Annotated in this window: 19 protein-coding genes and 1 pseudogene; 15 read left to right on the plus strand and 5 right to left on the minus strand. The window is 55.0% G+C overall.

Translation table 11 applies throughout. The features are described 5' to 3' along the window. The first annotated feature begins 27 nt into the window (after nt 1-27). From sgrT to ACNT1W_RS05615, 3 genes are all read left to right on the plus strand, one after another. Complete coding sequence (sgrT, locus tag ACNT1W_RS05605) at nt 28-201, plus strand: glucose uptake inhibitor SgrT (protein ID WP_012005190.1); 174 nt, start codon at nt 28-30, stop codon at nt 199-201. Nucleotides 202-357: 156 nt separating this feature from the next. Then, complete coding sequence (locus tag ACNT1W_RS05610; protein ID WP_112364392.1) at nt 358-1,557, plus strand: sugar efflux transporter; 1,200 nt, start codon at nt 358-360, stop codon at nt 1,555-1,557. A gap of 141 nt (nt 1,558-1,698) precedes the next feature. Continuing rightward, nucleotides 1,699-3,171, plus strand: a complete 1,473-nt coding sequence (locus ACNT1W_RS05615; protein WP_112364391.1) for a DASS family sodium-coupled anion symporter — start codon at nt 1,699-1,701, stop codon at nt 3,169-3,171. A gap of 49 nt (nt 3,172-3,220) precedes the next feature. On the opposite strand, the gene leuD is transcribed toward ACNT1W_RS05615, so the two are convergent. The 4 genes from leuD to leuA are packed head-to-tail and all read right to left on the minus strand — an operon-like array spanning nt 3,221 to nt 7,905. After that, nucleotides 3,221-3,823 carry a 3-isopropylmalate dehydratase small subunit gene (gene leuD, locus ACNT1W_RS05620; RefSeq protein WP_259190209.1) on the minus strand — a complete coding sequence of 201 codons (603 nt, stop codon included), beginning with the start codon at nt 3,821-3,823 and terminating at the stop codon, nt 3,221-3,223. 11 nt (nt 3,824-3,834) lie between these two features. Continuing rightward, the gene (gene leuC / locus ACNT1W_RS05625) at nt 3,835-5,235 is read right to left on the minus strand and encodes a 3-isopropylmalate dehydratase large subunit (RefSeq protein ID WP_329907120.1); all 1,401 of its coding nucleotides are present in this window, start codon (nt 5,233-5,235) and stop codon (nt 3,835-3,837) included. A gap of 1 nt (nt 5,236) precedes the next feature. Further along, nucleotides 5,237-6,328, minus strand: a complete 1,092-nt coding sequence (gene leuB / locus ACNT1W_RS05630; RefSeq protein ID WP_012005195.1) for a 3-isopropylmalate dehydrogenase — start codon at nt 6,326-6,328, stop codon at nt 5,237-5,239. A gap of 2 nt (nt 6,329-6,330) precedes the next feature. Continuing rightward, nucleotides 6,331-7,905 carry a 2-isopropylmalate synthase gene (gene leuA, locus ACNT1W_RS05635; protein WP_017891594.1) on the minus strand — a complete coding sequence of 525 codons (1,575 nt, stop codon included), beginning with the start codon at nt 7,903-7,905 and terminating at the stop codon, nt 6,331-6,333. Nucleotides 7,906-8,783: 878 nt separating this feature from the next. Between leuA and leuO the strand changes: the two genes are divergently transcribed. The 5 genes from leuO (at nt 8,784) to cra (ending at nt 15,755) form a co-directional block, all read left to right on the plus strand. After that, a complete protein-coding gene (leuO, locus tag ACNT1W_RS05640) occupies nt 8,784-9,731 on the plus strand; it encodes a transcriptional regulator LeuO (RefSeq protein ID WP_012005197.1) in 948 nt (315 codons plus the stop codon). Between the two features lie 464 nt (nt 9,732-10,195). Continuing rightward, nucleotides 10,196-12,004 (plus strand): AMP-dependent synthetase/ligase, encoded by a 1,809-nt coding sequence (locus ACNT1W_RS05645; RefSeq protein ID WP_419246505.1) that lies wholly within the window; start codon nt 10,196-10,198, stop codon nt 12,002-12,004. Nucleotides 12,005-12,321: 317 nt separating this feature from the next. Beyond that, nucleotides 12,322-14,040, plus strand: coding sequence for an acetolactate synthase 3 large subunit (gene ilvI / locus ACNT1W_RS05650; protein WP_419246506.1), 1,719 nt, complete (start codon nt 12,322-12,324; stop codon nt 14,038-14,040). A gap of 2 nt (nt 14,041-14,042) precedes the next feature. Continuing rightward, nucleotides 14,043-14,534, plus strand: a complete 492-nt coding sequence (gene ilvN / locus ACNT1W_RS05655) for an acetolactate synthase small subunit (protein ID WP_004932806.1) — start codon at nt 14,043-14,045, stop codon at nt 14,532-14,534. Nucleotides 14,535-14,750: 216 nt separating this feature from the next. After that, on the plus strand, nt 14,751-15,755 hold the full coding sequence (gene cra / locus ACNT1W_RS05660) for a catabolite repressor/activator (RefSeq protein ID WP_012005200.1): 1,005 nt from the start codon (nt 14,751-14,753) through the stop codon (nt 15,753-15,755). 33 nt (nt 15,756-15,788) lie between these two features. Here cra and ACNT1W_RS05665 read toward each other — a convergent pair. Further along, nucleotides 15,789-16,228 (minus strand): annotated as a pseudogene (locus tag ACNT1W_RS05665) (L-alanine exporter AlaE). Nucleotides 16,229-17,099: 871 nt separating this feature from the next. Here ACNT1W_RS05665 and mraZ point away from each other — a divergent pair. The 7 genes from mraZ to mraY are packed head-to-tail and all read left to right on the plus strand — an operon-like array spanning nt 17,100 to nt 24,533. Then, nucleotides 17,100-17,558 carry a division/cell wall cluster transcriptional repressor MraZ gene (gene mraZ / locus ACNT1W_RS05670; RefSeq protein ID WP_012005202.1) on the plus strand — a complete coding sequence of 153 codons (459 nt, stop codon included), beginning with the start codon at nt 17,100-17,102 and terminating at the stop codon, nt 17,556-17,558. Between the two features lie 2 nt (nt 17,559-17,560). Then, nucleotides 17,561-18,502 carry a 16S rRNA (cytosine(1402)-N(4))-methyltransferase RsmH gene (rsmH, locus tag ACNT1W_RS05675; protein WP_261131985.1) on the plus strand — a complete coding sequence of 314 codons (942 nt, stop codon included), beginning with the start codon at nt 17,561-17,563 and terminating at the stop codon, nt 18,500-18,502. Beyond that, entirely contained in the window at nt 18,499-18,819 is a 321-nt protein-coding gene (gene ftsL / locus ACNT1W_RS05680; protein ID WP_012005204.1) for a cell division protein FtsL, read from the plus strand. The genes rsmH and ftsL overlap by 4 nt, the downstream gene beginning before the upstream one ends. Before the next feature lie 42 nt (nt 18,820-18,861). Next, nucleotides 18,862-20,625 (plus strand): peptidoglycan glycosyltransferase FtsI, encoded by a 1,764-nt coding sequence (locus tag ACNT1W_RS05685; RefSeq protein ID WP_012005205.1) that lies wholly within the window; start codon nt 18,862-18,864, stop codon nt 20,623-20,625. After that, nucleotides 20,612-22,099, plus strand: coding sequence for a UDP-N-acetylmuramoyl-L-alanyl-D-glutamate--2,6-diaminopimelate ligase (murE, locus tag ACNT1W_RS05690; protein ID WP_012005206.1), 1,488 nt, complete (start codon nt 20,612-20,614; stop codon nt 22,097-22,099). The genes ACNT1W_RS05685 and murE overlap by 14 nt, the downstream gene beginning before the upstream one ends. Further along, the gene (gene murF, locus ACNT1W_RS05695) at nt 22,096-23,457 is read left to right on the plus strand and encodes a UDP-N-acetylmuramoyl-tripeptide--D-alanyl-D-alanine ligase (protein ID WP_419246507.1); all 1,362 of its coding nucleotides are present in this window, start codon (nt 22,096-22,098) and stop codon (nt 23,455-23,457) included. The genes murE and murF overlap by 4 nt, the downstream gene beginning before the upstream one ends. Beyond that, entirely contained in the window at nt 23,451-24,533 is a 1,083-nt protein-coding gene (gene mraY, locus ACNT1W_RS05700; RefSeq protein ID WP_012005208.1) for a phospho-N-acetylmuramoyl-pentapeptide-transferase, read from the plus strand. Before murF ends, mraY begins: the two co-directional genes overlap by 7 nt.

Genomic DNA, 24,533 nt, shown 5'->3' on the forward strand with positions numbered 1-24,533 from the left:
TCTTCAATGAAAGGGGGAGGGCGACGGATGAAGGTTTTCTTGTCAAAACAGTTCTATCAGCGCTATTTCAGCGCGGTGCGTCGCCAGCGGGCCGATTGGTTGGGGCTGGTGCCTGAACAGGCGCGGCTGGAGATGCTGGCCCATCTGACCCAGTGGGACATCCACTCGATGACGGATAAGCAATACCGTGAGCATCTGTGAGGCTCGGGTAGAAAAAGTTTCTGAGTAATGGTGTTGTTCACCAGCCAGTGGGATCATACCCACTGGTTTTTTTATTCTCGGTCGCGGGGATATTCTTGCAATTTTGCCACCGTAGCCTAAGGTTCTGTCTTCCGCTTTAGGGTCAGGAACGAAGAGATGAAACGTCAGCGCTGGCTGCCACGCCGCTTTAATCCCGTCTTTGCCGCATTCCTGCTGATTGCCTTTCTTTCCGGCATTGCCGGCGCGCTTTTGGCGCCGACGCTGAGCCTGTTCCTGACCACCGAGGTTAAGGTGCGGCCGCTGTGGGTTGGCCTGTTCTATACCGTCAACGCTATTGTCGGCATCGCGGTAAGTTTCCTGTTGGCCAAGCGTTCGGATACGCGCGGCGATCGTCGCAAGTTGATTTTGCTGTGCTGCCTGATGGCGGTCGGTAACTGCCTGCTGTTTGCCTTTAACCGTGACTACCTGACGCTGATCACCGCCGGGGTATTGCTGTCGGCGATTGCCAATACCGCGATGCCGCAGATTTTTGCGCTGGCACGAGAATATGCAGACAGCTCGGCGCGCGAAGTGGTGATGTTCAGCTCGGTGATGCGTGCGCAACTGTCGCTGGCCTGGGTGATTGGCCCGCCGCTGTCATTTACGCTGGCGCTGAACTACGGGTTTACCTGGATGTTCATGATTGCCGCTGCGACCTTCGCGATTTGCGCCTTGCTGGTGTGGTTTACCCTGCCTTCTGTGCCACGTGCGGAGCACAGTAGTACGGAGCTGAACGCTACTGCTTCGGTTCCGATTGCCCCCGTCAGCGCCTGGCGCAACCGCGATGTACGTCGTTTGTTTATTGCGTCGATGCTGATGTGGACCTGCAATACCATGTATATCATCGATATGCCGCTGTATATCACCGCCGATCTGGGCCTGCCGGAAAACCTGGCGGGGCTGCTGATGGGCACGGCCGCCGGGCTGGAGATCCCGGCCATGTTGCTGGCGGGTTACTACGTCAAACGATTCGGCAAGCGCAATATGATGCTGTTCGCCGTGGCGGCCGGCATCCTGTTTTATGCCGGATTGGTGGTGTTTAAATTTAAGCTGGCGCTGATGGTATTACAGCTGTTCAACGCCATATTTATCGGCATCATCGCCGGTATTGGCATGCTCTATTTCCAGGACCTGATGCCGGGACGACCGGGTGCGGCGACCACGCTGTTTACCAACAGTATTTCCACCGGGGTGATCCTGGCCGGGGTGCTGCAGGGGGCGCTGGTGGAAAACCTGGGGCACTATGCGGTTTACTGGTTGGCGACTGTCCTGGCAGTAGTGGCGCTGTGGATGAGTGCCCGCGTGCGGGAAGTGTGAGCTTAAACGTCACCAACCTTGACGCATGTCATTGAGAACATTACGCCCGCCCCCCAAGCTGAACGGACCCGGAACGCGATAAGTGCGTTCCCGCCCATCTTGCTGCCAAGATGCCGATCCGTTTAGAAAAGTGGGTATGTTATGGATAAACTAACGCCGCTCAAGCCCGTCCCTTCTCTGTGTGCCGTCGCCGCTGCTCTACTCATCTGGTTTGTGATCCCGGTGCCTGAAGGCGTGGCACCCAATGCCTGGCATTTGCTGGCGCTGTTTATCGGTACCATCATCGCCATCATCGGCAAAGCGATGCCGATTGGTGCCGTTTCGGTGGTGGCGATTGCGTTGGTGGCGGTAACCGGCGTCACCAATCCCGGCAAACCCGGTGCTGCGCTCAATGACGCGCTGAGCGGATTTTCCAACCAGTTGATCTGGCTGATTGGTTTTTCGATCATGATCTCACTCAGCCTGAACAAAACCGGGCTGGGGGCGCGCATCGGTTATTACTTCATCTCGCTGTTTGGTAAAAAGACGCTGGGTATTGCTTATGCATTGACGCTGGCGGAAACCACCCTGGCGCCGGTGACCCCAAGTAATACCGCGCGTGGCGGCGGGATTATCCACCCGATTATGAAGTCGATTGCCGACAGCTTCGGCTCCAAACCCGAGCTCAATACCTCCGGCAAGATTGGCCGCTATCTGTCGCTGGTTAATTACAATATCAACCCGATCACTTCGGCGATGTTTATCACCGCTACCGCGCCGAACCCGTTGATCGTCAGCCTGATTGCCAAGGGCACTCATGGCAACTTCGAGCTGTCCTGGTCCATGTGGGCGGTGGCGGCACTGGTGCCTGGGCTGTGTTCGCTGATTGTCATGCCCTTGGTGATTTACCTGCTCTACCCGCCAGAGGTGAAAAGTACCCCGGACGCGCCGCGTTTCGCTCGTGAAAAGCTGCAGGCTCTGGGGCCGGTAACGCTGCCGGAGAAAATCACGCTAGCGGTGTTTGCCCTGCTGTTGGTGCTGTGGGCCGGTATTCCGGCGATGTTCTTCGGCCCGGCACTGGCGGTTAACCCAACCACGGCGGCGCTGATTGGTCTGGCGGTGTTGCTCGCGACCGGGGTATTGAGCTGGGAAGATGTGCTCAAGCACAAGGGGGCCTGGGACACGGTGGTGTGGTTCTCCGCGTTGGTGATGATGGCCAGCTTCCTCGGCAAGTTGGGGTTGATTGGTTGGCTGTCACAAACCGTGGGCAGTGGGATTGATCATATGGGAATGAGTTGGGTTGGCGGCACCATCCTGTTGACCCTTATCTATCTGTATTCGCATTACTTCTTTGCCAGCACCACCGCGCACGTTACCGCCATGTTTGCCGCGTTCTTTGCCGCCGGCATTGCACTGGGTGCTCCACCCGCGTTGCTGGGCTTGATCCTGGCGTTCTCTTCCTCGCTGATGATGTCGCTGACCCACTACGGTACCGGCACGGCACCGATTGTCTTTGGCTCCGGCTATGCGACTTTGGGTGAGTGGTGGAAAGCCGGTTTTGTGATGAGCGTGGTCAACCTGCTGATTTGGATATTGATTGGTGGGGCTTGGTGGAAGTGGCTGGGCTACTGGTAAGCGATTATTGATAATAAAAAACACCCGCCAGGTGGCGGGTGTGTGAATATCAGTTCAGGAAGGCGGGCTGCTGCGCCTCGTAGCGGGAAATATCCGCTTCGTGCTGCAGCGTCAGGCCGATACTGTCCAGCCCGTTAATCATGCAGTGACGGCGGAAGCTATCAATCTCGAACGGATAGCTTCTGCCACCGGCTTTGACCGTCTGGTTTTCCAAATCAACTTCAAATTCAATGCCTTCATTGGCAGTCACCAGCTGGAACAGCGTTTCCACGTCCTGTTCGCTCAGCTTGACCGGCAGCAGCTGGTTGTTGAGCGAGTTGCCGTAGAAGATATCGGCAAAGCTGGGGGCAATCACCACTCTAAAACCATAGTCGGTCAGCGCCCAGGGCGCGTGCTCGCGTGATGAGCCGCAGCCGAAGTTTTCACGGGCCAGCAAAATGCTGGCGCCTTTGTAGCGCGGTTTATTCAGGACAAACTCCGGGTTTGGCTGCTGGCCGGCATCGTCCAGAAAACGCCAGTCGTTAAACAGGTGCTTACCAAAACCGGTGCGCGTCACCTTTTGCAAAAACTGTTTTGGAATAATGGCATCGGTATCGACGTTCGCCGCATCCAAAGGCACCACTAAACCGGTATGTTGAGTAAATTTAGCCACGGTAGCCTTCCTTAGTGAATATCACGGATATCGGCGAAATGACCGGCAATAGCGGCCGCAGCGGCCATTGCCGGGCTGACCAGGTGAGTACGCCCACCGCGGCCCTGACGCCCTTCAAAGTTACGGTTGCTGGTGGAGGCACAGCGTTCGCCGGGGTTCAGGCGGTCGTTGTTCATCGCCAGACACATTGAGCAGCCCGGCAGGCGCCATTCAAAACCGGCATCGATAAAGATTTTATCCAGGCCTTCGGCTTCCGCCTGCGCTTTTACCGGGCCGGAGCCGGGTACCACGATGGCCTGAACACCGCTGGCAACCTTGCGGCCCTTGGCGATGGCAGCCGCTGCACGCAAGTCTTCAATGCGTGAATTGGTGCAGGAACCGATAAAGACTTTGTCGATCGGCACGTCTGTCAGCTTGATGCCCGGTTTCAGGTCCATATAGGCCAGGGCTTTTTCGGCCGAGGCACGCTCACCCGGATCACTGAACGACTCAGGGGCCGGGATGGTCTGGTTGACGGCGATAACCTGCCCAGGGTTGGTTCCCCAGGTCACCTGTGGCGCGATGTCTTCAGCACGCAGGGTGACAACGGTATCGAATTTGGCATCGTCATCGGATTTCAGCGTGCGCCAGTAGGCAACGGCCTGTTCCCAGTTGCTGCCGGTTGGCGCAAACTGACGGCCCTTCAGGTAATCAAAGGTGGTGTCGTCCGGCGCAACCAGCCCGGCTTTGGCACCCATTTCGATCGCCATGTTGCACAGCGTCATGCGGCCTTCCATGCTCAACGCCTGAATGGCCTTGCCGCAGAATTCCACTACGTGGCCGGTGCCGCCGGCGCTGCCGGTTTTGCCGATCACCGCCAGTACGATGTCTTTCGCCGTGATGCCTTCCGCGGCGTCGCCGGTCACTTCAATTTTCATGGTCTTGGCGCGGCCCTGCTTCAGGGTTTGGGTCGCCAACACGTGCTCCACTTCGGAGGTGCCGATACCAAACGCCAGCGAACCGAAAGCCCCGTGAGTCGCGGTGTGGGAGTCGCCGCAGACGATGGTCATACCCGGCAGTGTCATGCCCTGCTCTGGGCCGATCACGTGTACGATGCCCTGGTATGGGTGGTTCAGGTCATACAGCAATACGCCAAACTCTTCGCAGTTCTTGATCAGTTCCTGCATCTGAATGCGTGCCATCTCGCCGCTGGCGTTGATGTCTTTGGTTTGGGTAGAGACGTTGTGGTCCATGGTGGCAAAAGTCTTGCCCGGCTGACGCACTTTGCGGCCCATGGCGCGCAGGCCGTCGAATGCCTGAGGCGAAGTCACTTCGTGTACCAGGTGGCGATCGATATATAACAGCGGGGTTTCTTCCGGCGCTGAGTACACCACGTGGGCATCGTATAATTTCTGATATAAAGTTTTAGACATGTTATGCCCCCTGAGCGACAAAGCGGGCGATGATGTCACCCATTTCATCGGTGCTGATGGCTGGGCCGACACCGGCCAGATCGGCGGTGCGGTAACCTTGTTCCAGTGCCTGATTGATGGCGTGTTCAACGGCGTCGGCCGCCTCAGTGGCGCCCAGGCTGTAACGCAGCAGCAGGGTGGCAGACAGGATCTGGGCGATTGGGTTGGCAATGCCTTTACCCGCGATATCCGGCGCTGAGCCACCGGCCGGTTCATACAGACCAAAGCCCTGTTCGTTCAGGCTGGCGGAAGGCAGCATGCCCATCGAACCGGTGATCATCGCACATTCGTCGGACAGAATGTCGCCGAACAGGTTGGAGCACAGCAGCACGTCGAACTGGGACGGGTCTTTGATCAACTGCATGGTGGCGTTGTCGATGTACATATGTGACAGCGACACGTCCGGGTAATCCTGGGCGACCTGATTAACCACTTCGCGCCACAAAATGGAGCTTTGCAGTACGTTGGCCTTATCAATCGAGGTCACCTTGTTGCGACGCTTGCGGGCAGACTCAAAGGCGATGCGTGCAATGCGCTCGATCTCGAAGCGGTGATACACCTCGGTATCGAAGGCGCGTTCCTGCATGCCCTGGCCTTCGCGGCCTTTAGGCTGGCCAAAGTAAATACCGCCGGTCAGTTCACGCACGCACAGAATATCGAAACCACGGGCGGCGATATCGGCTCGCAGTGGGCAGAACTCTTCCAGCCCCTGATACAAACGGGCAGGGCGCAGGTTGCTGAACAGTTTGAAGTGTTTACGCAACGGCAGCAAAGCGCCACGTTCAGGCTGCTCTGCCGGCGGCAGGTGTTCCCACTTCGGGCCACCGACCGAGCCGAACAGGATGGCGTCGGCCTGCTCGCAACCGGCGAGGGTGGCCGGAGGCAGCGGGCTGCCATGGCGATCGATGGCGATGCCACCGACGTCATACTCGGCTTCAGTGATGCGGATATCAAAGCGCTGACGCACCGCGTTCAACACCTTACGGGCCTGGGCCATTACTTCCGGGCCGATTCCGTCTCCGGGCAAGACGGCAATGTGGTAGGTCTTCGTCATGTTCACACCGTTTCCTGATTATTTTGATGTTTGCTTTGCTGCAGACGCTGTTTTTCTTTTTCTACCTGCTGGGAGCGCCAAATATTATTTAATACGTGAACCATCGCCTTGGCAGAGGATTCCACAATGTCGGTCGCCAGACCCACGCCGTGGAAGCGGCGGCCGTTGTAGGACACCACGATATCCACCTGGCCCAGTGCGTCACGGCCCTGGCCTTTGGCGGTTAACTGGTATTTCACCAGTTCGATCGGGTATCCGGTAATGCGGTTGATGGCCTGATAGACCGCGTCAACCGGCCCGTTGCCGGTGGCCGCTTCGGCTTTTTCTTCTTCGCCACAGATCAATTTCACCGATGCGGTGGCCATGATGCTGCTGCCTGATTGCACGCTGAAGTAGTCCAGGCTGAAATGCTCGGGTTCTTCCTGCTGCTTATTAATGAAGGCCAGAGCTTCCAGATCGTAATCGAACACCTGACCTTTCTTATCGGCCAGCTTCAGGAAGGCGGCGTACAGGTTGTCCAGGTTGTAGTCCTGTTCTTTGTAGCCCATCTCTTCCATACGGTGTTTCACTGCAGCGCGGCCGGAACGAGAGGTCAGGTTCAACTGCACATCTTTCAGACCTATGGTCTGCGGTGACATGATTTCGTAGTTTTCACGATTTTTCAGCACGCCGTCCTGATGAATGCCAGAAGAGTGGGCGAAGGCATTGGAACCGACGATAGCCTTGTTGGCCGGGATCGGCATGTTGCACAGCTGGCTGACGATTTGGCTGGTGCGGAAAATTTCCTGATGATTGATATTGGTGTGCACGTTCATGATGTCCTGGCGCACTTTGATCGCCATGATCACTTCTTCCAGCGAGGTATTGCCTGCGCGTTCACCAATGCCGTTCAAGGTGCCTTCGACCTGGCGAGCACCCGCCTGCACCGCGGCGATGGAGTTGCCGACCGCCATACCCAGGTCGTCGTGGCAGTGGACGGAGATAATGGCCTTATCGATATTCGGTACGCGGTCATACAGGGTAGTGATAATGCCACCAAACTGGTTCGGCGTGGTGTAGCCCACGGTATCCGGAATGTTAATGGTGGTGGCACCGGCGTTGATCGCGGCTTCTACCACGCGACACAGGTTATCGATTGGCGTACGGCCTGCGTCTTCACAGGAGAATTCTACGTCGTCGGTGTAATTACGGGCGCGTTTCACCGAGCGGATCGCCATCTCCAGCACTTCGTCGAACGAGCGCTTCAGTTTTGATTCAATATGCAGGGTTGAGGTGGCCAGGAACACGTGAATACGGAAGGCTTCGGCTACGCGCAACGCTTCGGCTGCGACGTCGATATCTTTATCCACGCAACGGGCCAGGCCACATACGCGGCTGTTTTTAATCTGGCGCGCGATGGTTTGCACAGATTCAAAATCGCCCGGCGAGGAGACCGGGAAGCCGACTTCCATGACGTCGACACCCATTCTTTCCAGCGCCATCGCGATCTGAATCTTCTCTTTCACGCTCAGGCTGGCTTGCAGCGCTTGTTCACCATCACGCAGCGTTGTATCGAAAATAATGACTTGTTGGCTCATCAGGGTGGTTCCTTATCGTGTTTATTTCACGCTAAGCGGGTAAAAAAAAACCCGCGCAGTAGCGCGGGTTTGTTATGAGGTGGGCTGAATCAGCTCTGAACTGCGTCCACCGGCATACCGCGCAAACAAGATGCGTTAAGTAGTAGGCCTAGTAGACGGAAAGTAGAGTTCATGGCGGTTCAGCTCTCTAAAATAGTTTCGTTGCCTAATTTGATACGTTATTGGCTTGGTTATGTCAACACCTGATTGAAAATGAGGGTACTCCTTTACCTCCAGATTAACGGGCTTTTGCTGGCAGAGGATAGTTCGGTAAAAAATGCTATTGTCAGATAAAAAGTAATGGGGGATTTGCGAGCCTGTTAGCATAAATTAAATGAATATATATCGCCGCAATTGCTTCTGATGTTGATTGGGTTAAAATTAAAGATGCAAAACTGCTGAAGGCGTGCTAGCCAAAAATTAAAAGTGTGGATTTTGTATTCTTGATATCAATATGTTGCTGTCAGCTATGTTTTTTGTGAATTATTCATAAGGCGGACTGGTGTTGGAAAACTATGGGCGTTAATGAATAGAGGGCGGTTATGCATGCTGTATTTAATCGTTTGATTAAATATAAACGGTAAATGATAGTGTGGTGATGGGCTACTACAATGGGGCTATTTTGATGGTGTGCGAGATGACTCTTTGTTAGAAAATAAACCCAGTGTGTATTAGAACAAAATCTTAACCATGTTTGTATATAGGATGATTCTTGCGCTTGGTTTTAAATGAACGGAGCGAGAGATAACTAATTCTACCGTGTGAAATCAAGATGGCGCTGTTTTGTCATTTTTATTGCGCGTGGGGAATTATCTACACAGGACTTAGTGGAGTGGGATATGTCGGAATGTAATTCAGGAGTTGTTATCGATAAAGAAACCAGCGAACTGCATTTGCGCAGCGTCGATCTGAATTTGCTCACCGTGTTTGATGCCGTTATGCAGATGCAGAATATTACCCGGGCAGCGAGCTTTTTGGGGATGTCGCAGCCGGCGGTGAGCAACGCCGTTGCACGTTTAAAGCTGATGTTTAATGACGAGCTGTTCGTCCGCTGTGGGCGTGGGATCCAGCCTACGGTGCGGGCTAAGCAGCTGTTTGGCCCGGTTAGGCAGGCGTTGCAGTTGGTGCAAAATGAGTTGCCCGGAGCGGAGTTTGAACCCTTTAGCAGTGAGCGAGCTTTCTCTATCGCCATTTGCAGTCCGCTTGATTTGCGTTTGGGGGCTACCATAATCAATCACATGAGGGAAATAGCGCCTCATACCCATTTGAAAATAAAGTCATATATAACCAATAACATCGATAACCAATTACGCTACCAGGAGGTTGAGTTCGTTGTTGGCTATGCCAGCTTTGAGTCTTCAGAGTTTAAAAGTATGGCGCTTTTTGATGACGAGCTGGTGCTGGTATTTTCCAGGAAACATCCGAGGATAGAAAAATCCATTACGCCGGAACAAATCCTGGCGGAGCAACACGCGGTGGTTTCACTCGAGAGTTTTTATTCTTTCAGTAAACCCTACTATATAGAAGAAGCTATGCAACGAGTCGTGGATCAACAATGTACTGATTTATACAGCGTGCTGAATATAGTATCCAGTACTGACATGATTGCCATTGTTCCGGCCTGGCTGGCTCGACAGCAGGCTGAATCCTTAAAGCTGCGTTTTATTCCTTTACCCTGGAATGAAAACAAGGTGACCTGTTATCTGTCCTGGCATGAGTCGGCTGAACGGGATAAGGGACATCAATGGATGAAACTGATGCTTGGCCAGTCTGAGTTGACTGAATAAATCAGCCTATTATTACCCCCCCCGAGGTGGTGGTTTTCCATAGGGGGAATAATTTTCCCGTGCTTTGGTTAAGAATTATCTTGGGTTTATCTAAGATATATCTTGGCTTAACTGTGTTAAATTAACCGCTTCCGAAAGATTTCGATAGTTTCATTAAAAATTATCATTATAAAATTATGTGCTGAGATATTTATTACATCTGGTGTTTTTATCTGTTTCCCTCGCTGCCTGTCGAACACCCATTTTGTGAGCTAAATAAAACCTTTTCATCACCCTTCTGTCCAACTGGAGGAGGCGGTGAAATTAACCTGAGTTTTAGCTCACACTTCTACGCTGAAATCTCTTTTCCCGCCGCCATGGAGTAGGTAGACTGCGCGAAAAAAGTAAACACGTGTAAGCTGAGACGCAGAGCCAGATGTCCTGCTCAACGCTAACTGTTTGATTCATTTCAGGCTCAGGGCGCTATGATCAATAATCTGCTGCAATACCATTTAACTCACCGTATACAGCACCAAATTTCCCAGCGTGCCGATTGCACCGCTTTTCGCCAATGGTCTCCCAGTGGCGAGAGCCAACTGACCTGGCGACAGGTCGATACGCATATCAACCGCATCGCCAGTGCGCTGTTGGCTTTGGGTACCGACGTGCAGGAACGTATCGCGATCTTTGCCAATAACTGCATGGCCTGGTCGCTGGCGGATTTGGCCGTGCTGCGGTTACGTGGGGTCAGCGTACCGCTGTATGCCACCAATACGCCGGCCCAGGCGGCTTTTATCATTAATGACGCCGATATCCGCATTTTGTTCGTTGGCGAGCAGGCTCAACTGGACGCCGCCATTGCGTTGCGCGGTGTCTGCCCTCAACTGATCCACATTATTGTATTTGATGATGATGCCGATCTGCGTGGCTGTGAGATTGCTCAGCACCTGAGCACCTTTGAGCGCGCAGCCGATCTGGCGGCGTTTGAATCGCAGTTACAGCAACGCATTGCCGATTGCTGCCTGCAGGATCTGTTCACGCTGATTTATACCTCCGGTACCACCGGAGAACCCAAAGGGGTGATGCTGGATTACCGTAACCTGGCGGCACAGCTTTATCTGCACGATGGGCGGCTGACGGTAAATGAGGAAGATGTCTCTCTCAGTTTCCTGCCGATGTCGCATGTGTTCGAACGTGCCTGGAGCTTCTTCATTATGCATTCCGGCGCGCAAAACGTGTTCTTGCCGAACACCGACTGGGTGCGCGAAGCCATGACGGCAGTACGTCCGACGCTGATGTGCGCGGTACCGCGTTTCTACGAAAAAATCTTCAGTGCGGTGCACGAGAAAGTTGCGCGTGCACCCTGGTTGCGTCGTGCCCTGTTTCATTGGGCGATTGTCTGTGGTGAACGCAAGTTTTTACAGGAACGTGCCGGCAAACCACTGGGCAAGCTGTTTGATCTTTCCCACCGCTGGGCCGACAAGCTGGTGCTGAGCAAATTACGCGGCATCCTCGGTGGGCGGGTGCGCTTCTTGCCGGCCGCCGGTGCCAAACTGGATGACAACGTCATTCTGTTTTTCCAGGCGATGGGCATTAACATCAAATATGGCTATGGCATGACCGAGACCTGCGCCACCGTTTCCTGCTGGGAAGAGGGCAATTTCCGCTTTGGCTCGATTGGTAAGCCGCTGCCGGGGATAGAGGTGCGTATTGGCGAGGAAAGTGAAATTCAGGTGCGTGGCCCGGTAGTGATGCGCGGTTATTTCAATAAGCCGCTGGAAACCGCCGCCTCCTTTACTGCAGATGGCTGGTTGAAGACCGGCGACGCCGGTGCCATAGATGAAGGGGGAAATCTGTTTATCACCGAGCGTCTTAAGGATCTGATGAAAACCTCCGGCGGCAAGTACATTGCCCCGCAGATGCTTGAAGGCACGCTGGCGCAAGATCGCTTTATCGAACAGGTGGCAATCATCGCGGATGCCCGCAAATTTGTCTCCGCCTTGATTGTGCCCAGTTTTGAGTCGTTGGAAGAATATGCCAAGTCCATCAACCTGAAATATCAGGATCGGCTTGAACTGCTGCGCCATAGCCATATTCTGGAAATGTTCGAAAGCCGTCTGCGTGAGATGCAAAAAGAGTTGGCGCGGTTCGAACAGGTGAAGAAATTTACTCTGTTGCCGGCGGCCTTTTCGATGGAGTTGGGTGAGCTGACGCCAACGCTAAAACTGCGCCGTAAGGTGATTATGCAGCGCTACCAGAGTGAAATTGACTCGATGTACCAGGATAAGACTTAATCCTGTTGCCGGGGCAGATTATCCGGTTAAAAAATCAGCATCGTTCTTGCCTGATATAGTTCTGTAATTCTCCACCTGACTGAAACAATGCCTAGCCCGATTTGCCAGCGGCTAGTGCATTGTTTTTGTAAATCCCCGATCCCCAGCCCGTAGCCAGTAACCTTTCTGTTGTTGTGCCATTTTGCCGTTTGCCTGCCTTATCTTCTGACGTTATGTTAATGGGTTATAGTCAATCCATAAAAATTTTGGGGTATTGCCCCACAACAGGTGCCACGTTCCGGTGCCAGATAAGAATAAGTTAGCCTGGAGGCAAACCCATGGAGATGTTGTCAGGAGCCGAGATGGTCGTCCGATCGTTGATCGATCAAGGCGTTAAGCATGTATTCGGTTATCCGGGCGGGGCGGTACTAGATATCTACGACGCCCTGCATACGGTTGGAGGGATCGACCACATATTGGTGCGCCATGAGCAAGGTGCGGTGCATATGGCCGATGGCTATGCGCGTGCGACCGGCGAAGTGGGGGTGGTGTTGGTGACCTCTGGCCCTGGGGCGACCAATGCGATCACCGGCATTGCAACCGCCTATATGGACTCCATTCCGATGGTGGTGCTTTCCGGTCAGGTTCCCAGCTCGCTGATTGGCTATGATGCCTTCCAGGAGTGCGACATGGTCGGGATTTCACGCCCGGTGGTGAAACACAGTTTCCTGGTCAAACGTACCGAAGACATTCCCGGCATACTGAAAAAGGCTTTTTACCTGGCCTCAACCGGCCGCCCTGGGCCGGTGGTGATCGATTTGCCGAAAGACATCGTGGGCCCGGCAGTGAGAATGCCTTACGCCTATCCGCAGGACGTGAGCATGCGTTCCTATAACCCGACGGTGCAAGGGCATCGCGGGCAGATCAAACGGGCACTGCACACCATTCTGACGGCCAAAAAGCCCGTTATGTACGTCGGTGGCGGGGCGATCAACTCGGCCTGTGACGCAGAGCTGCTGGAACTGGCGGAGAAGCTGAATCTGCCTGTTACCTGTACCCTGATGGGGTTGGGGGCCTTCCCCGGCACGCATCGCCAGAGCGTGGGTATGCTCGGCATGCATGGGACTTATGAAGCCAACAAAACCATGCACAACTCTGACGTGATCTTTGCCGTCGGCGTGCGTTTTGACGATCGCACCACCAATAACCTGGCCAAATATTGCCCGAACGCTACAGTGCTGCATATCGATATTGACCCTACCTCAATTTCCAAGACGGTAGACGCCGATATTCCTATTGTCGGCGATGCCAAACAGGTGTTGACCCAAATGCTGGAGCTGCTGGCGCAGGAAGATAAAGTGCAGGATCACGACGCGTTGCGCGACTGGTGGCAGTCCATTGAGCAGTGGCGTGCGCGTGATTGCCTGGGTTACGACAAAAACAGCGGCACCATTAAGCCGCAGGCAGTGATCGAAACCCTGCATCGGCTGACTAGAGGGGACGCTTATGTCACTTCCGATGTCGGCCAGCACCAGATGTTCGCTGCACTCTACTATCCGTTCGACAAACCACGCCGTTGGATCAACTCCGGCGGATTGGGCACCATGGGCTTTGGTCTGCCGGCGGCGCTGGGCGTGAAGCTGGCGCTGCCTGATGAAACCGTGGTGTGTGTCACCGGCGACGGCAGCATCCAGATGAACATTCAGGAACTGTCCACCGCGTTGCAATACAACCTGCCGGTGATCGTGGTGAATCTTAACAACCGCTATCTGGGTATGGTGAAGCAGTGGCAGGACATGATTTATTCCGGCCGTCACTCCCAGTCTTATATGGATTCCCTGCCGGACTTCGTCAAACTGGCGGAGGCTTACGGCCACGTGGGCATTGCCATTCGCACGCCGGATGAACTGGAAAGCAAACTGGCTCAGGCGCTGGCCGAGAAAGAGCGCCTGGTATTTGTCGACGTGACCGTCGATGAGACCGAACATGTTTACCCAATGCAGATTCGTGGTGGAAGCATGGACGAAATGTGGTTAAGCAAAACGGAGAGGACCTGATCATGCGCCGTATTTTATCTGTATTGCTGGAAAATGAATCCGGTGCGTTATCGCGTGTGGTGGGTTTGTTCTCTCAGCGCGGTTACAACATTGAAAGCCTGACGGTAGCCCCGACCGACGATCCCACTTTGTCACGTATGACGATTCAAACCGTCGGCGATGAAAAGGTATTGGAGCAGATCGAAAAACAGCTGCATAAGCTGGTGGACGTGTTGCGCGTTAGCGAACTGGTGCAGGGGGCTCACGTTGAGCGTGAAATCATGCTGGTGAAGCTGCAGGCCAGCGGTTATGGCCGCGAAGAGGTGAAACGTTGCGCCGACATTTTCCGCGGTCAAATCGTTGACGTCACAGCCACGCTGTACACCGTTCAGCTGGCGGGCACCAGCGACAAGCTGGATGCATTCCTGAGTGCGGTGCGTGAAGTGGCCGAAATTGTTGAAGTGGCGCGTTCCGGTGTGGTCGGCGTGTCGCGCGGCGATAAAATCATGCGCTGAGGCGTGATATTGGCATAATCTGAGGGCGCGGCCAGGCTGCGCCCTTTGTTTTTCGGTGTTTTTTGCCCGTTTGCTGGCACCTTTCGGCAAAAGCGGTTGCTAGGCAGTGTTTTCTGCTGTTAGATCGCAGAGGCTGGATTGAATAACCGCACAGGATGCGATGGTTAATCCGAGCATGGTTTTCACTTCTATTTTCAGCGTCATTAAGGGGTTAACGTGAAACTGGATGAAATCGCGCGTCTCGCAGGCGTTTCGCGCACCACGGCCAGTTATGTCATCAACGGCAAGGCGAAGCAGTATCGTGTCAGCGATAAAACCGTCGAAAAAGTGATGGCCGTGGTCAGGGAGCACAACTATCACCCGAATGCCGTCGCGGCAGGGCTGCGCGCCGGGCGAACTCGTTCAATCGGTCTGGTGATACCGGATCTGGAAAACACCAGCTATACCCGCATCGCCAATTATCTGGAGCGTCAGGCCCGTCAACGCGGTTACCAGCTGTTGATTGCCTGTTCGGAAGATCAGCCGGATAACGAAATGCGCTGTATTGAGCATCTGCTGCAACGCCAGGTCGACGCGTTAATCGTTTCTACCGCCCTGCCGCCGGAGCATCCGTTCTATCAGCGCTGGGCCAATGATCCGCTGCCAATTATCGCACTGGATCGGGCGCTGGATCGCGAGCATTTCATCAGTGTGGTCGGGGCCGACCAAGAGGATTCCTTCGCACTGGCGCAGGAGCTTCGTACCTTCCCGGCAGAGTCGGTACTGTATCTGGGAGCGTTGCCGGAGCTTTCCGTCAGCTTCCTGCGTGAGCAGGGTTTCCGCGAAGCCTGGCAGGATGACGAACGACCTGTCGATTATCTGTATGCCAACAGCTATGAGCGTGAGGCGGCCGGCGTGTTGTTTGCCGAATGGCTGAAAACCCATCCTATGCCCCAGGCGCTGTTCACTACCTCATTCTCTTTGTTGCAAGGGGTGATGGATGTGACGCTGAAGCAACGTGGCCGTTTGCCGACCGATCTGGCCATCGCCACCTTCGGCGATCACGAGCTGTTGGACTTCCTTGAGTGTCCGGTTCTGGCGGTCGCTCAGCGCCATCGTGACGTGGCCGAGCGGGTGCTTGAACTGGTACTGGCCAGCCTGGATGAGCCGCGTAAACCCAAGCCGGGTCTGACGCGTATCCGCCGTAATTTGTTCCGCCGCGGCAGCCTTAGCCGGAAGTAAACCCAAACAGGAGCGCCCCGTTGCGCTCCTGCTTCACACGTAGCCCGCCACCCTGAACAACCTTCTGCAGTATTCCAGAAAATAGCCATACACCACGCCCATTGCCATCGACACCACCGCGTTGCTGGTCACCGCCGTGATGATTTGTTGCCCATGGCGCCGACGCTCCATAAGATGGCGGCATAGACCGGTGATTGGAAACTGACATAGGCCAACAGATCGGCCAGGTTACGCAGTAAAAAAGGTTGGCGTTGAAAGCGCCTGGCGACACGGATAAACAGATCGCGATAGCGCCCATAGGGCCAGGCGATCAGGATATTTACCGGGATCGACAGCAAGCGGGACGAGAGTGATTGTTGAAAGCTCATGCCGGACACCAGGATTTCTATCGCCATACCGGCGATGAAACAGTACACCACCAGTGCAAAGGTATCGGCAGCGGCGCTGCGCCAGTGAGCAACAGGCGAAAGCATGATGCAATCTCCATGATTATTGGTTAATGTTCTGTTAAATTGTTATTTTTAAGGTGTTAAATCTGGTTTTTTATTCTTCTTTTAGTTTACGCTTCTGCCTCGAGTTGGCTAAGTAGCTGAATATTTTTATTTAAAGGCGTTGCGTGGTTTTTGTGCTGAGCTCAGGCTGAGGAATGTGGCGCGAAGGGATTAAAAATGGATGAATTCAAACTATTCAATTAAAAACAATGAGTTGCATTATTTGTTGCGAACGGGCGATTTTTCACAGTAAAAATTGTGGGAATAAATGATGTAAGGAAATGAAACCATAATTGTAAACAGGTATTTTGAGAATAATCTTACTAAATTGATTTAAATAGAAATTAGCTCTGCTCGTAATATCCGAGTCATTTATTTTTTCAGCGCACTTATCACTGAGGCTTTAATTGAAGTAAAATAGCGGCCGGCCTGCAGCCTAATAAGCGTTGAGTGTTATTAACTCAATGGCTTAAGCCCTATTTCGGCTTTAGGGCGAGTTTGCGCCGAGCCTTGTCCGGTGCGGGTCGCACCGGGTTACAGGGATGTGATTGCCGAGCTAAAAAATGAGACATCGATTGCAGAAGGAAGTATTGAGTTAATTAATCGCCAATTTGTCAGGTTTTTAATCACGCTCTTTCCGCTTAGAAATTTCTCCCCGTTTATCATGATGTTAATTTTTAATCATCTAATAAATAGCGTTCCTTTCGCGAGCCAGCTCCCAAAATGACCGAAGAAATATTGCCAAAGCGCTGGCGCTCTGGCTTGACAAGGTTTTCATACCCTCCGTAAACTCCATTATGTGGGAATTTGTGGGGTAAAGTGGTGAAAACGGTCGTGGAGGGGTAGCTCAGGCATGTTCCGTGGAGCAACGATGGTTAATCTCGACAGCAAAGGGCGGCTTGCCGTACCCACCCGTTACCGGGAATTGCTGAACGAGCAATCGGAAGGCCAAATGGTTTGTACCATTGACCTCCACCAGCCCTGCCTACTGCTTTACCCACTGCCCGAATGGGAAATTATTGAGCAAAAGTTATCCCGTCTGTCGAGTATGAATCCCGCCGAGCGCCGCGTTCAGCGTTTGCTGTTGGGACATGCCAGTGAGTGTCAGATGGATAGCGCCGGTCGGTTGCTGTTAGCGACAACGCTACGCCAACACGCCGGGCTTACCAAAGAAGTGATGCTGGTCGGGCAGTTCAACAAGTTTGAACTGTGGGATGAACAGACCTGGTATCAACAAGTCAAGGATGATATTGACGCAGAACAGTCGACTCAGGAACCGTTGTCTGAGCGGCTACAGGACTTGTCGCTATAAGCATGTTGGAAAATTATAAACACACCACCGTACTGTTGGATGAGGCGGTTAACGGCCTTAATATTCGCAGTAACGGCACATATATCGACGGTACTTTTGGCCGCGGTGGCCATTCGCGTCTGATTCTGTCCCAGTTGGGGCCGGAAGGGCGTTTGCTGGCAATTGACCGCGACCCACAGGCGATTGCAGCCGCCAAGTCTATTGAAGATCCTCGTTTTAGCATCGTACACGGCCCCTTTTCAGATTTGTCACACTATGTGCGGGAACGCGAATTGGTGGGGCAGATTGACGGCATTTTACTCGATCTGGGCGTTTCTTCGCCGCAGTTGGATGACGCAGAGCGCGGTTTCTCCTTCATGCGTGACGGGCCGCTGGACATGCGTATGGACTCCTCAAGCGGTCAGTCAGCCTCCGAGTGGCTAATGAAAGCGGAAGCCGACGACATTGCCTGGGTGTTGAAAACCTTTGGCGAAGAGCGTTTCGCCAAGCGTATCGCTCGCGCCATCGTGGAAAGAAACCAGGTCGAGCCGATGACTCGCACCAAACAGCTGGCCGATTTGATCGCCAACGCCAGCCCGTTCCGGGACAAGCACAAACACCCGGCAACCCGTAGTTTCCAGGCGATCCGCATCTACATCAACAGTGAGTTGGAAGAGATCGAACGTGCGCTGGATGGCGCGCTGGAAGTGCTGGCTCCGCAGGGGCGCCTGTCGGTGATCAGTTTCCACTCGCTGGAAGACCGTATCGTTAAACGCTTTATGCGCCACCACAGCCGCGGCGCTCAGGTGCCGGCCGGTATTCCGCTGACCGAAGCGCAATTGCGCAGTATGGGCGGACGCACGCTGAAAGCGCTGGGCAAGATGATGCCTGGGGATGCCGAAGTGGCGGAAAACCCGCGCGCACGTAGCTCGGTGCTGCGTATTGCCGAGAGGATGCCCGCGTGATTGGTAATGAGCGTCACGGCCTGGTTGGGGTGATTGGCGGCGATCTGCTGCGTAACGCCAAGATCCCGTTGATTTTGCTGATTGCCTCGCTGGTGTCAGCGGTTTTTGTGGTGACCACCGCGCACCGCACCCGTTTGCTGACCGCCGAGCGCGAGCAGCTGGTTTTAGAGCGAGATGCTCTGGACATTGAGTGGCGCAACCTGATCCTGGAAGAGAATGCTCTTGGGGACCACAGTCGGGTAGAGCGCATCGCTACTGAAAAACTGCAGATGCAACATGTTGATCCATCGCAGGAAAATATCATCGTTAAACAATGAATGGTTTAACTGAAATCACTACACGGAGTAGAAAGGGAACGCATGAAAGCAGCACGGCCCGGTAAGTTGAAACGCCAGGAAGATCAGGCCAGCTTTGTAAGCTGGCGTTTTGCGTTGCTGTGCGGCTGTATTTTGCTGGCGTTGGTTGGGTTGATGCTGCGTGTGGCTTATCTGCAGGTGATTAATCCGGACCGCCTGGTGAAAGAAGGCGACATGCGTTCACTGCGCGTGCAGGAAGTGCCCACTTCGCGCGGCATGATCAGCGATCGCTCAGGGCGGCCGCTGGCGGTGAGCGTGCCGGTGAACGCCATTTGGGCCGACCCGAAAGAGCTCAATGAGCGTGGTGGCATAACGCTGGACAGCCGCTGGAAGGCACTGTCTGATGCGCTGAATATCCCGCTGGATCAGCTTTCTACCCGCATTAACGCCAACCCGAAAGGGCGCTTTGTCTACCTGGCGCGCCAGGTGAATCCGGCGATTGGCGACTACATCCACAAGCTGAAACTGCCGGGCATTTACCTGCGTCAGGAGTCTCGCCGCTACTATCCGTCCGGCCAGGTGACCTCGCATATTATCGGCGTGACCAACATCGACGGTCAGGGGATTGAAGGCGTAGAGAAGAGCTTCGACCGCTGGCTGACCGGGCAACCGGGCGAAAGAACCGTACGTAAAGACCGCTTTGGCAGGGTGATCGAGGACATTTCTTCGGTCGACAGTCAGGCGGCGCATAACCTGGTGCTGAGCGTCGACGAACGTCTGCAGGCGCTGGTTTATCGCGAACTGAACAACGCCGTGGCGTTCAACAAGGCTGAATCCGGTACCGCGGTACTGGTGGACGTGAACACCGGCGAAGTGTTGGCGATGGCCAACAGCCCGTCTTATAACCCGAACAATATGGCCGGTACGCCGAAAGAAACCATGCGTAACCGTGCTATCACCGATATTTTTGAACCCGGCTCCACCGTAAAACCTATGGTGGTCATGACGGCATTGCAGCACGGCATTGTGAAAGAAAACAGCGTGCTCAATACCGTCCCTTACCGTATCAACGGCAAGGAAATCAGGGACGTTGCGCGTTACGCGGAACTTTCCCTGACCGGGATCTTGCAGAAGTCGAGTAACGTCGGTGTTTCACGACTGGCGTTATCGATGCCGTCCTCAGCGTTAGTAGATACTTACTCTCGTTTTGGATTGGGAAAAGCGACCAATTTGGGGCTGGTCGGAGAAAGCAGTGGCATATACCCAAAAAAACAACGGTGGTCTGACATAGAGAGGGCCACCTTCTCTTTCGGCTATGGGCTAATGGTAACCCCGTTACAGTTAGCGCGAGTCTACGCCACGATCGGCAGCCTGGGCGTTTATCGTCCGCTGTCGATTACCAAAGTTGACCCACCGGTTGCCGGTGAGCGCGTCTTCCCTGAACCTCTGGTGCGCACCGTGGTGCACATGATGGAAAGCGTTGCCCTGCCGGGCGGCGGTGGGGTGAAAGCCGCGATCAAGGGCTACCGAATTGCCATTAAAACCGGTACCGCCAAAAAGGTGGGCCCGGACGGCAAATACGTCAACCGATACATCGCTTATACCGCCGGCGTTGCGCCGGCGAGTAATCCCCGTTTTGCTCTGGTGGTGGTCATCAATGACCCGCAGGGTGGGAAATACTACGGTGGTGCGATCTCCGCACCGGTATTTGGCGCCATCATGGGCGGCGTGTTGCGCACCATGAACGTCGAGCCGGACGCGTTGCCTACCGGTGAGAAAAGCGATTTTGTAATTAACAGAAAAGAGGGTTCAGGTGGCCGATCGTAATTTGCGCGACTTACTCGCTCCGTGGGTGCCAACGGCGCCCGGGCGCGCGCTGCGGGAAATGACATTAGACAGCCGTATTGCGGCTGCCGGGGATCTGTTTGTCGCCGTTGTTGGCCATCAGGCAGATGGACGCCGCTTTATTCCGCAGGCTATCGCGCAGGGCGTTGCCGCTGTGATTGCCGAAGCTGAAGGCCAGGCTGAAGACGGTGCTATTACTGAAATGCACGGCGTGCCGGTGATTTATCTGAGCCAGCTCAATCAGCGCCTTTCCGCGTTGGCCGGTCGTTTTTACCATGAGCCGGCAGAGCGTCTGCGTTTGGTCGGCGTCACCGGGACCAACGGCAAGACCACCACCACTCAACTGCTGGCACAGTGGGGCCAACTGCTGGGTGAAACCAGCGCAGTGATGGGCACCGTGGGCAACGGCCTGCTGGGCCAGGTATGCCCAACCGAGAATACCACCGGTTCTGCGGTGGATATTCAACACGTGCTAAATGAACTGGTTGATCAGGGCGCGACCCTTGCCGCGATGGAAGTTTCTTCTCACGGCCTGGTGCAACACCGTGTGGCGGCGTTGCCGTTTGCCGCCGCGGTGTTTACCAACCTGAGCCGCGACCATCTGGATTACCACGGCGACATGGCCAATTACGAAGCGGCCAAGTGGTCGCTGTTCGCCGGTCACGAAGTGGGCCAGGCGATTATCAATGCCGATGATGAAGTCGGTCAGCGCTGGTTAAGCCAATTGCCGGATGCAGTGGCCGTCACCATGCAGGATAACCTGCAGCCAGGCTGCCATGGTCGCTGGCTGAAGACTACCGCGGTCAACTATCACGATAACGGCGCGACTATCCACTTCAGCTCAAGCTGGGGCGACGGCGAGATTGAAAGCCGTCTGATGGGAGCCTTCAACGTCAGCAATCTGCTGCTGGCACTGGCTACGCTGCTGTCGCTGGGTTACCCGCTGGCCAAATTGGTTGCCACCGGCAATCAACTGCAGCCGGTCTGTGGCCGCATGGAAGTGTTCAACGCGCCGGGTAAACCGACGGTAGTGGTTGATTACGCCCACACCCCGGACGCGCTGGAAAAAGCATTGGAAGCCGCACGTCTGCACTGCCTGGGGCAGTTGTGGTGTGTGTTTGGCTGCGGCGGCGATCGTGACAAAGGCAAACGCCCGCTGATGGGCGGCATCGCCGAACAGTTCGCCGATCGCGTAGTAGTGACCGATGACAACCCGCGTACCGAAGAGCCGCAGGCGATTATCGCCGATATCCTTACCGGCCTGCTGGACGCCGGACGCGCTCTGGTGATCCACGGTCGTGCGGAAGCGGTAACCAGCGCCATCATGCAAGCCAAAGAACAAGATGTGGTCCTGGTGGCGGGTAAAGGCCACGAGGACTACCAACTGGTGGGGAATCGCCGTTTGGATTACTCCGATCGTACCACCGTAGCGCGTCTGCTGGGGGTAGTAGCATGATCCCTGTCTCCCTTCGGACACTGGCCGATGTATTGAGCGCTGAGTTGATCGGCGCCGATTGCCAAATCGTTGAGGTGACGACAGATACCCGTCAGGTAACCGCAGGTTGCCTGTTTGTGGCACTGAAAGGCGAGCGTTTCGACGCTCACGATTTTGCTGTTGATGCGGTAGCCGCTGGCGCCGGGGCACTGCTGGTAAGTAAGCGCTTATTGGTGGAGGTTCCGCAACTGGTGGTAAAAGACACCCGCCTGGCACTGGGACAGCTCGCTGCCTGGGTTCGCCAGCAGGTGCCGACCCGCGTAGTGGCGTTAACCGGTTCATCGGGCAAGACCTCGGTGAAGGAAATGGCCGCGGCCATTCTGCGCGAATGCGGTGAAGTGCTGTATACCGCCGGTAACTTCAACAACGATATCGGCGTGCCGCTGACGCTGTTGCGTTTGCAGCCACAGCATGACTTTGCCGTGATTGAACTGGGTGCCAACCATATTGGCGAAATTGCTTACACCACCGCTTTAACCCGTCCGCAAACCGCCCTGGTGAATAACCTGGCGGCCGCCCACCTGGAAGGCTTTGGCTCTTTGGCCGGCGTCGCTCAGGCGAAAGGCGAAATTTTTGCCGGTTTACCGGCTGACGGCGTGGCGATCATCAACGCCGACAATAACGACTGGCCGCACTGGCAGAGCATGCTGGACGGCAAAACCGTCTGGCGCTTCTCGCCGCAGGCGGCAGAAGGCGTTGATTTCTTTGCCAGCGACGTGCAGGTGAACGGCAAGGGCACACAGTTTAGGCTGCACAGTCCGTTCGGCAGCGCAGAGATTGCACTGCCGTTGCCGGGTCGCCATAACGTAGCCAATGCGTTGGCCGCTGCGGCGCTGGCCATGTCGGCCGGAGCATCGCTTGAGGCGGTGCGTCAGGGGCTCAAGCAATTACAGGCAGTGCCGGGGCGTTTGTTCCCGATTGCACTTTCTGACCATCAGCTGCTGCTGGATGACAGCTATAACGCCAACGTCGGTTCAATGACCGCCGCCGCACAGGTACTGGCGGAAATGCCGGGCTACCGCGTGATGGTGGTGGGTGACATGGCAGAGTTGGGGGCAGAAGCCGAAGAGTGTCACCGTCAGGTGGGCGAAGCCGCCCGGTTGGCAGGGGTCGACAAAGTATTGGGTGTCGGTCCGTTAAGCCAGGTGCTGATTGAAGCTTCGGGTAATGGCGAACATTTTCAGGATAAGGCAGCAGTGATCGCGCGCGTGGCGGAATTACTGTCAGAACATGCGGTAATTACCGTGTTAATCAAGGGTTCACGTAGTGCCGCAATGGAGCAGGTAGTACGCGCGTTACAGGAGAAAGCACCATGTTAGTTTGGCTGGCCGAACATTTGGTCAAATATTATTCCGGCTTCAACGTCTTTTCCTACCTGACGTTCCGAGCCATTGTCAGCCTGCTGACCGCGCTGTTCCTCTCCTTGTGGATGGGGCCGCGGGTGATTAAACGCCTGCAGGAGATGTCCTTCGGCCAGGTGGTGCGTAACGACGGTCCAGAGTCGCATTTCAGCAAGCGTGGCACGCCGACCATGGGCGGCATCATGATCCTGACCTCCATCACCGTTTCGGTGCTGATGTGGGCCTATCCGTCCAACCCTTACGTGTGGTGCGTACTGTTCGTGCTGGTGGGCTACGGCATCGTCGGTTTCGTTGATGACTACCGCAAGGTGGTGCGCAAAGACACCAAAGGGCTGATTGCCCGCTGGAAATATTTCTGGCAGTCGGTGATTGCGCTGGTGGTTGCTTTCGCCATGTATGCCGTAGGAAAAGACACGCCAGCCACCGAGCTGGTTGTGCCGTTCTTTAAGGACATCATGCCGCAGCTGGGCCTGTTATATGTGCTGTTGGCGTACTTTGTGATTGTCGGCACCAGCAACGCGGTCAACCTGACCGACGGTCTGGATGGCCTGGCAATTATGCCAACGGTGTTTGTGGCTGCGGGTTTTGCACTGGTGGCCTGGGCGACCGGTAACATGAACTTCGCCAACTACCTGCACATCCCGTATCTGCGTCACGCCGGTGAATTGGTGATTGTCTGTACTGCCATCGTGGGCGCCGGTCTGGGTTTCCTGTGGTTCAACACCTACCCGGCTCAGGTCTTTATGGGCGATGTTGGCTCACTGGCACTGGGCGGCGCGTTGGGCACCATTGCGGTGCTGCTGCGCCAAGAGTTTTTGCTGTTGATTATGGGCGGCGTATTCGTGGTTGAAACGCTGTCGGTGATTTTGCAGGTGGGGTCGTTCAAGCTGCGCGGACAACGTATTTTCCGCATGGCACCGATTCACCACCACTATGAATTGAAGGGCTGGCCAGAGCCGCGCGTGATCGTGCGCTTCTGGATTATTTCGCTGATGCTGGTGCTGATTGGCCTGGCGACGCTGAAGGTGCGGTAA

The organism is Serratia sp. NFX21, from assembly GCF_048517035.1.
GTDB lineage: Bacteria > Pseudomonadota > Gammaproteobacteria > Enterobacterales > Enterobacteriaceae > Serratia > Serratia quinivorans.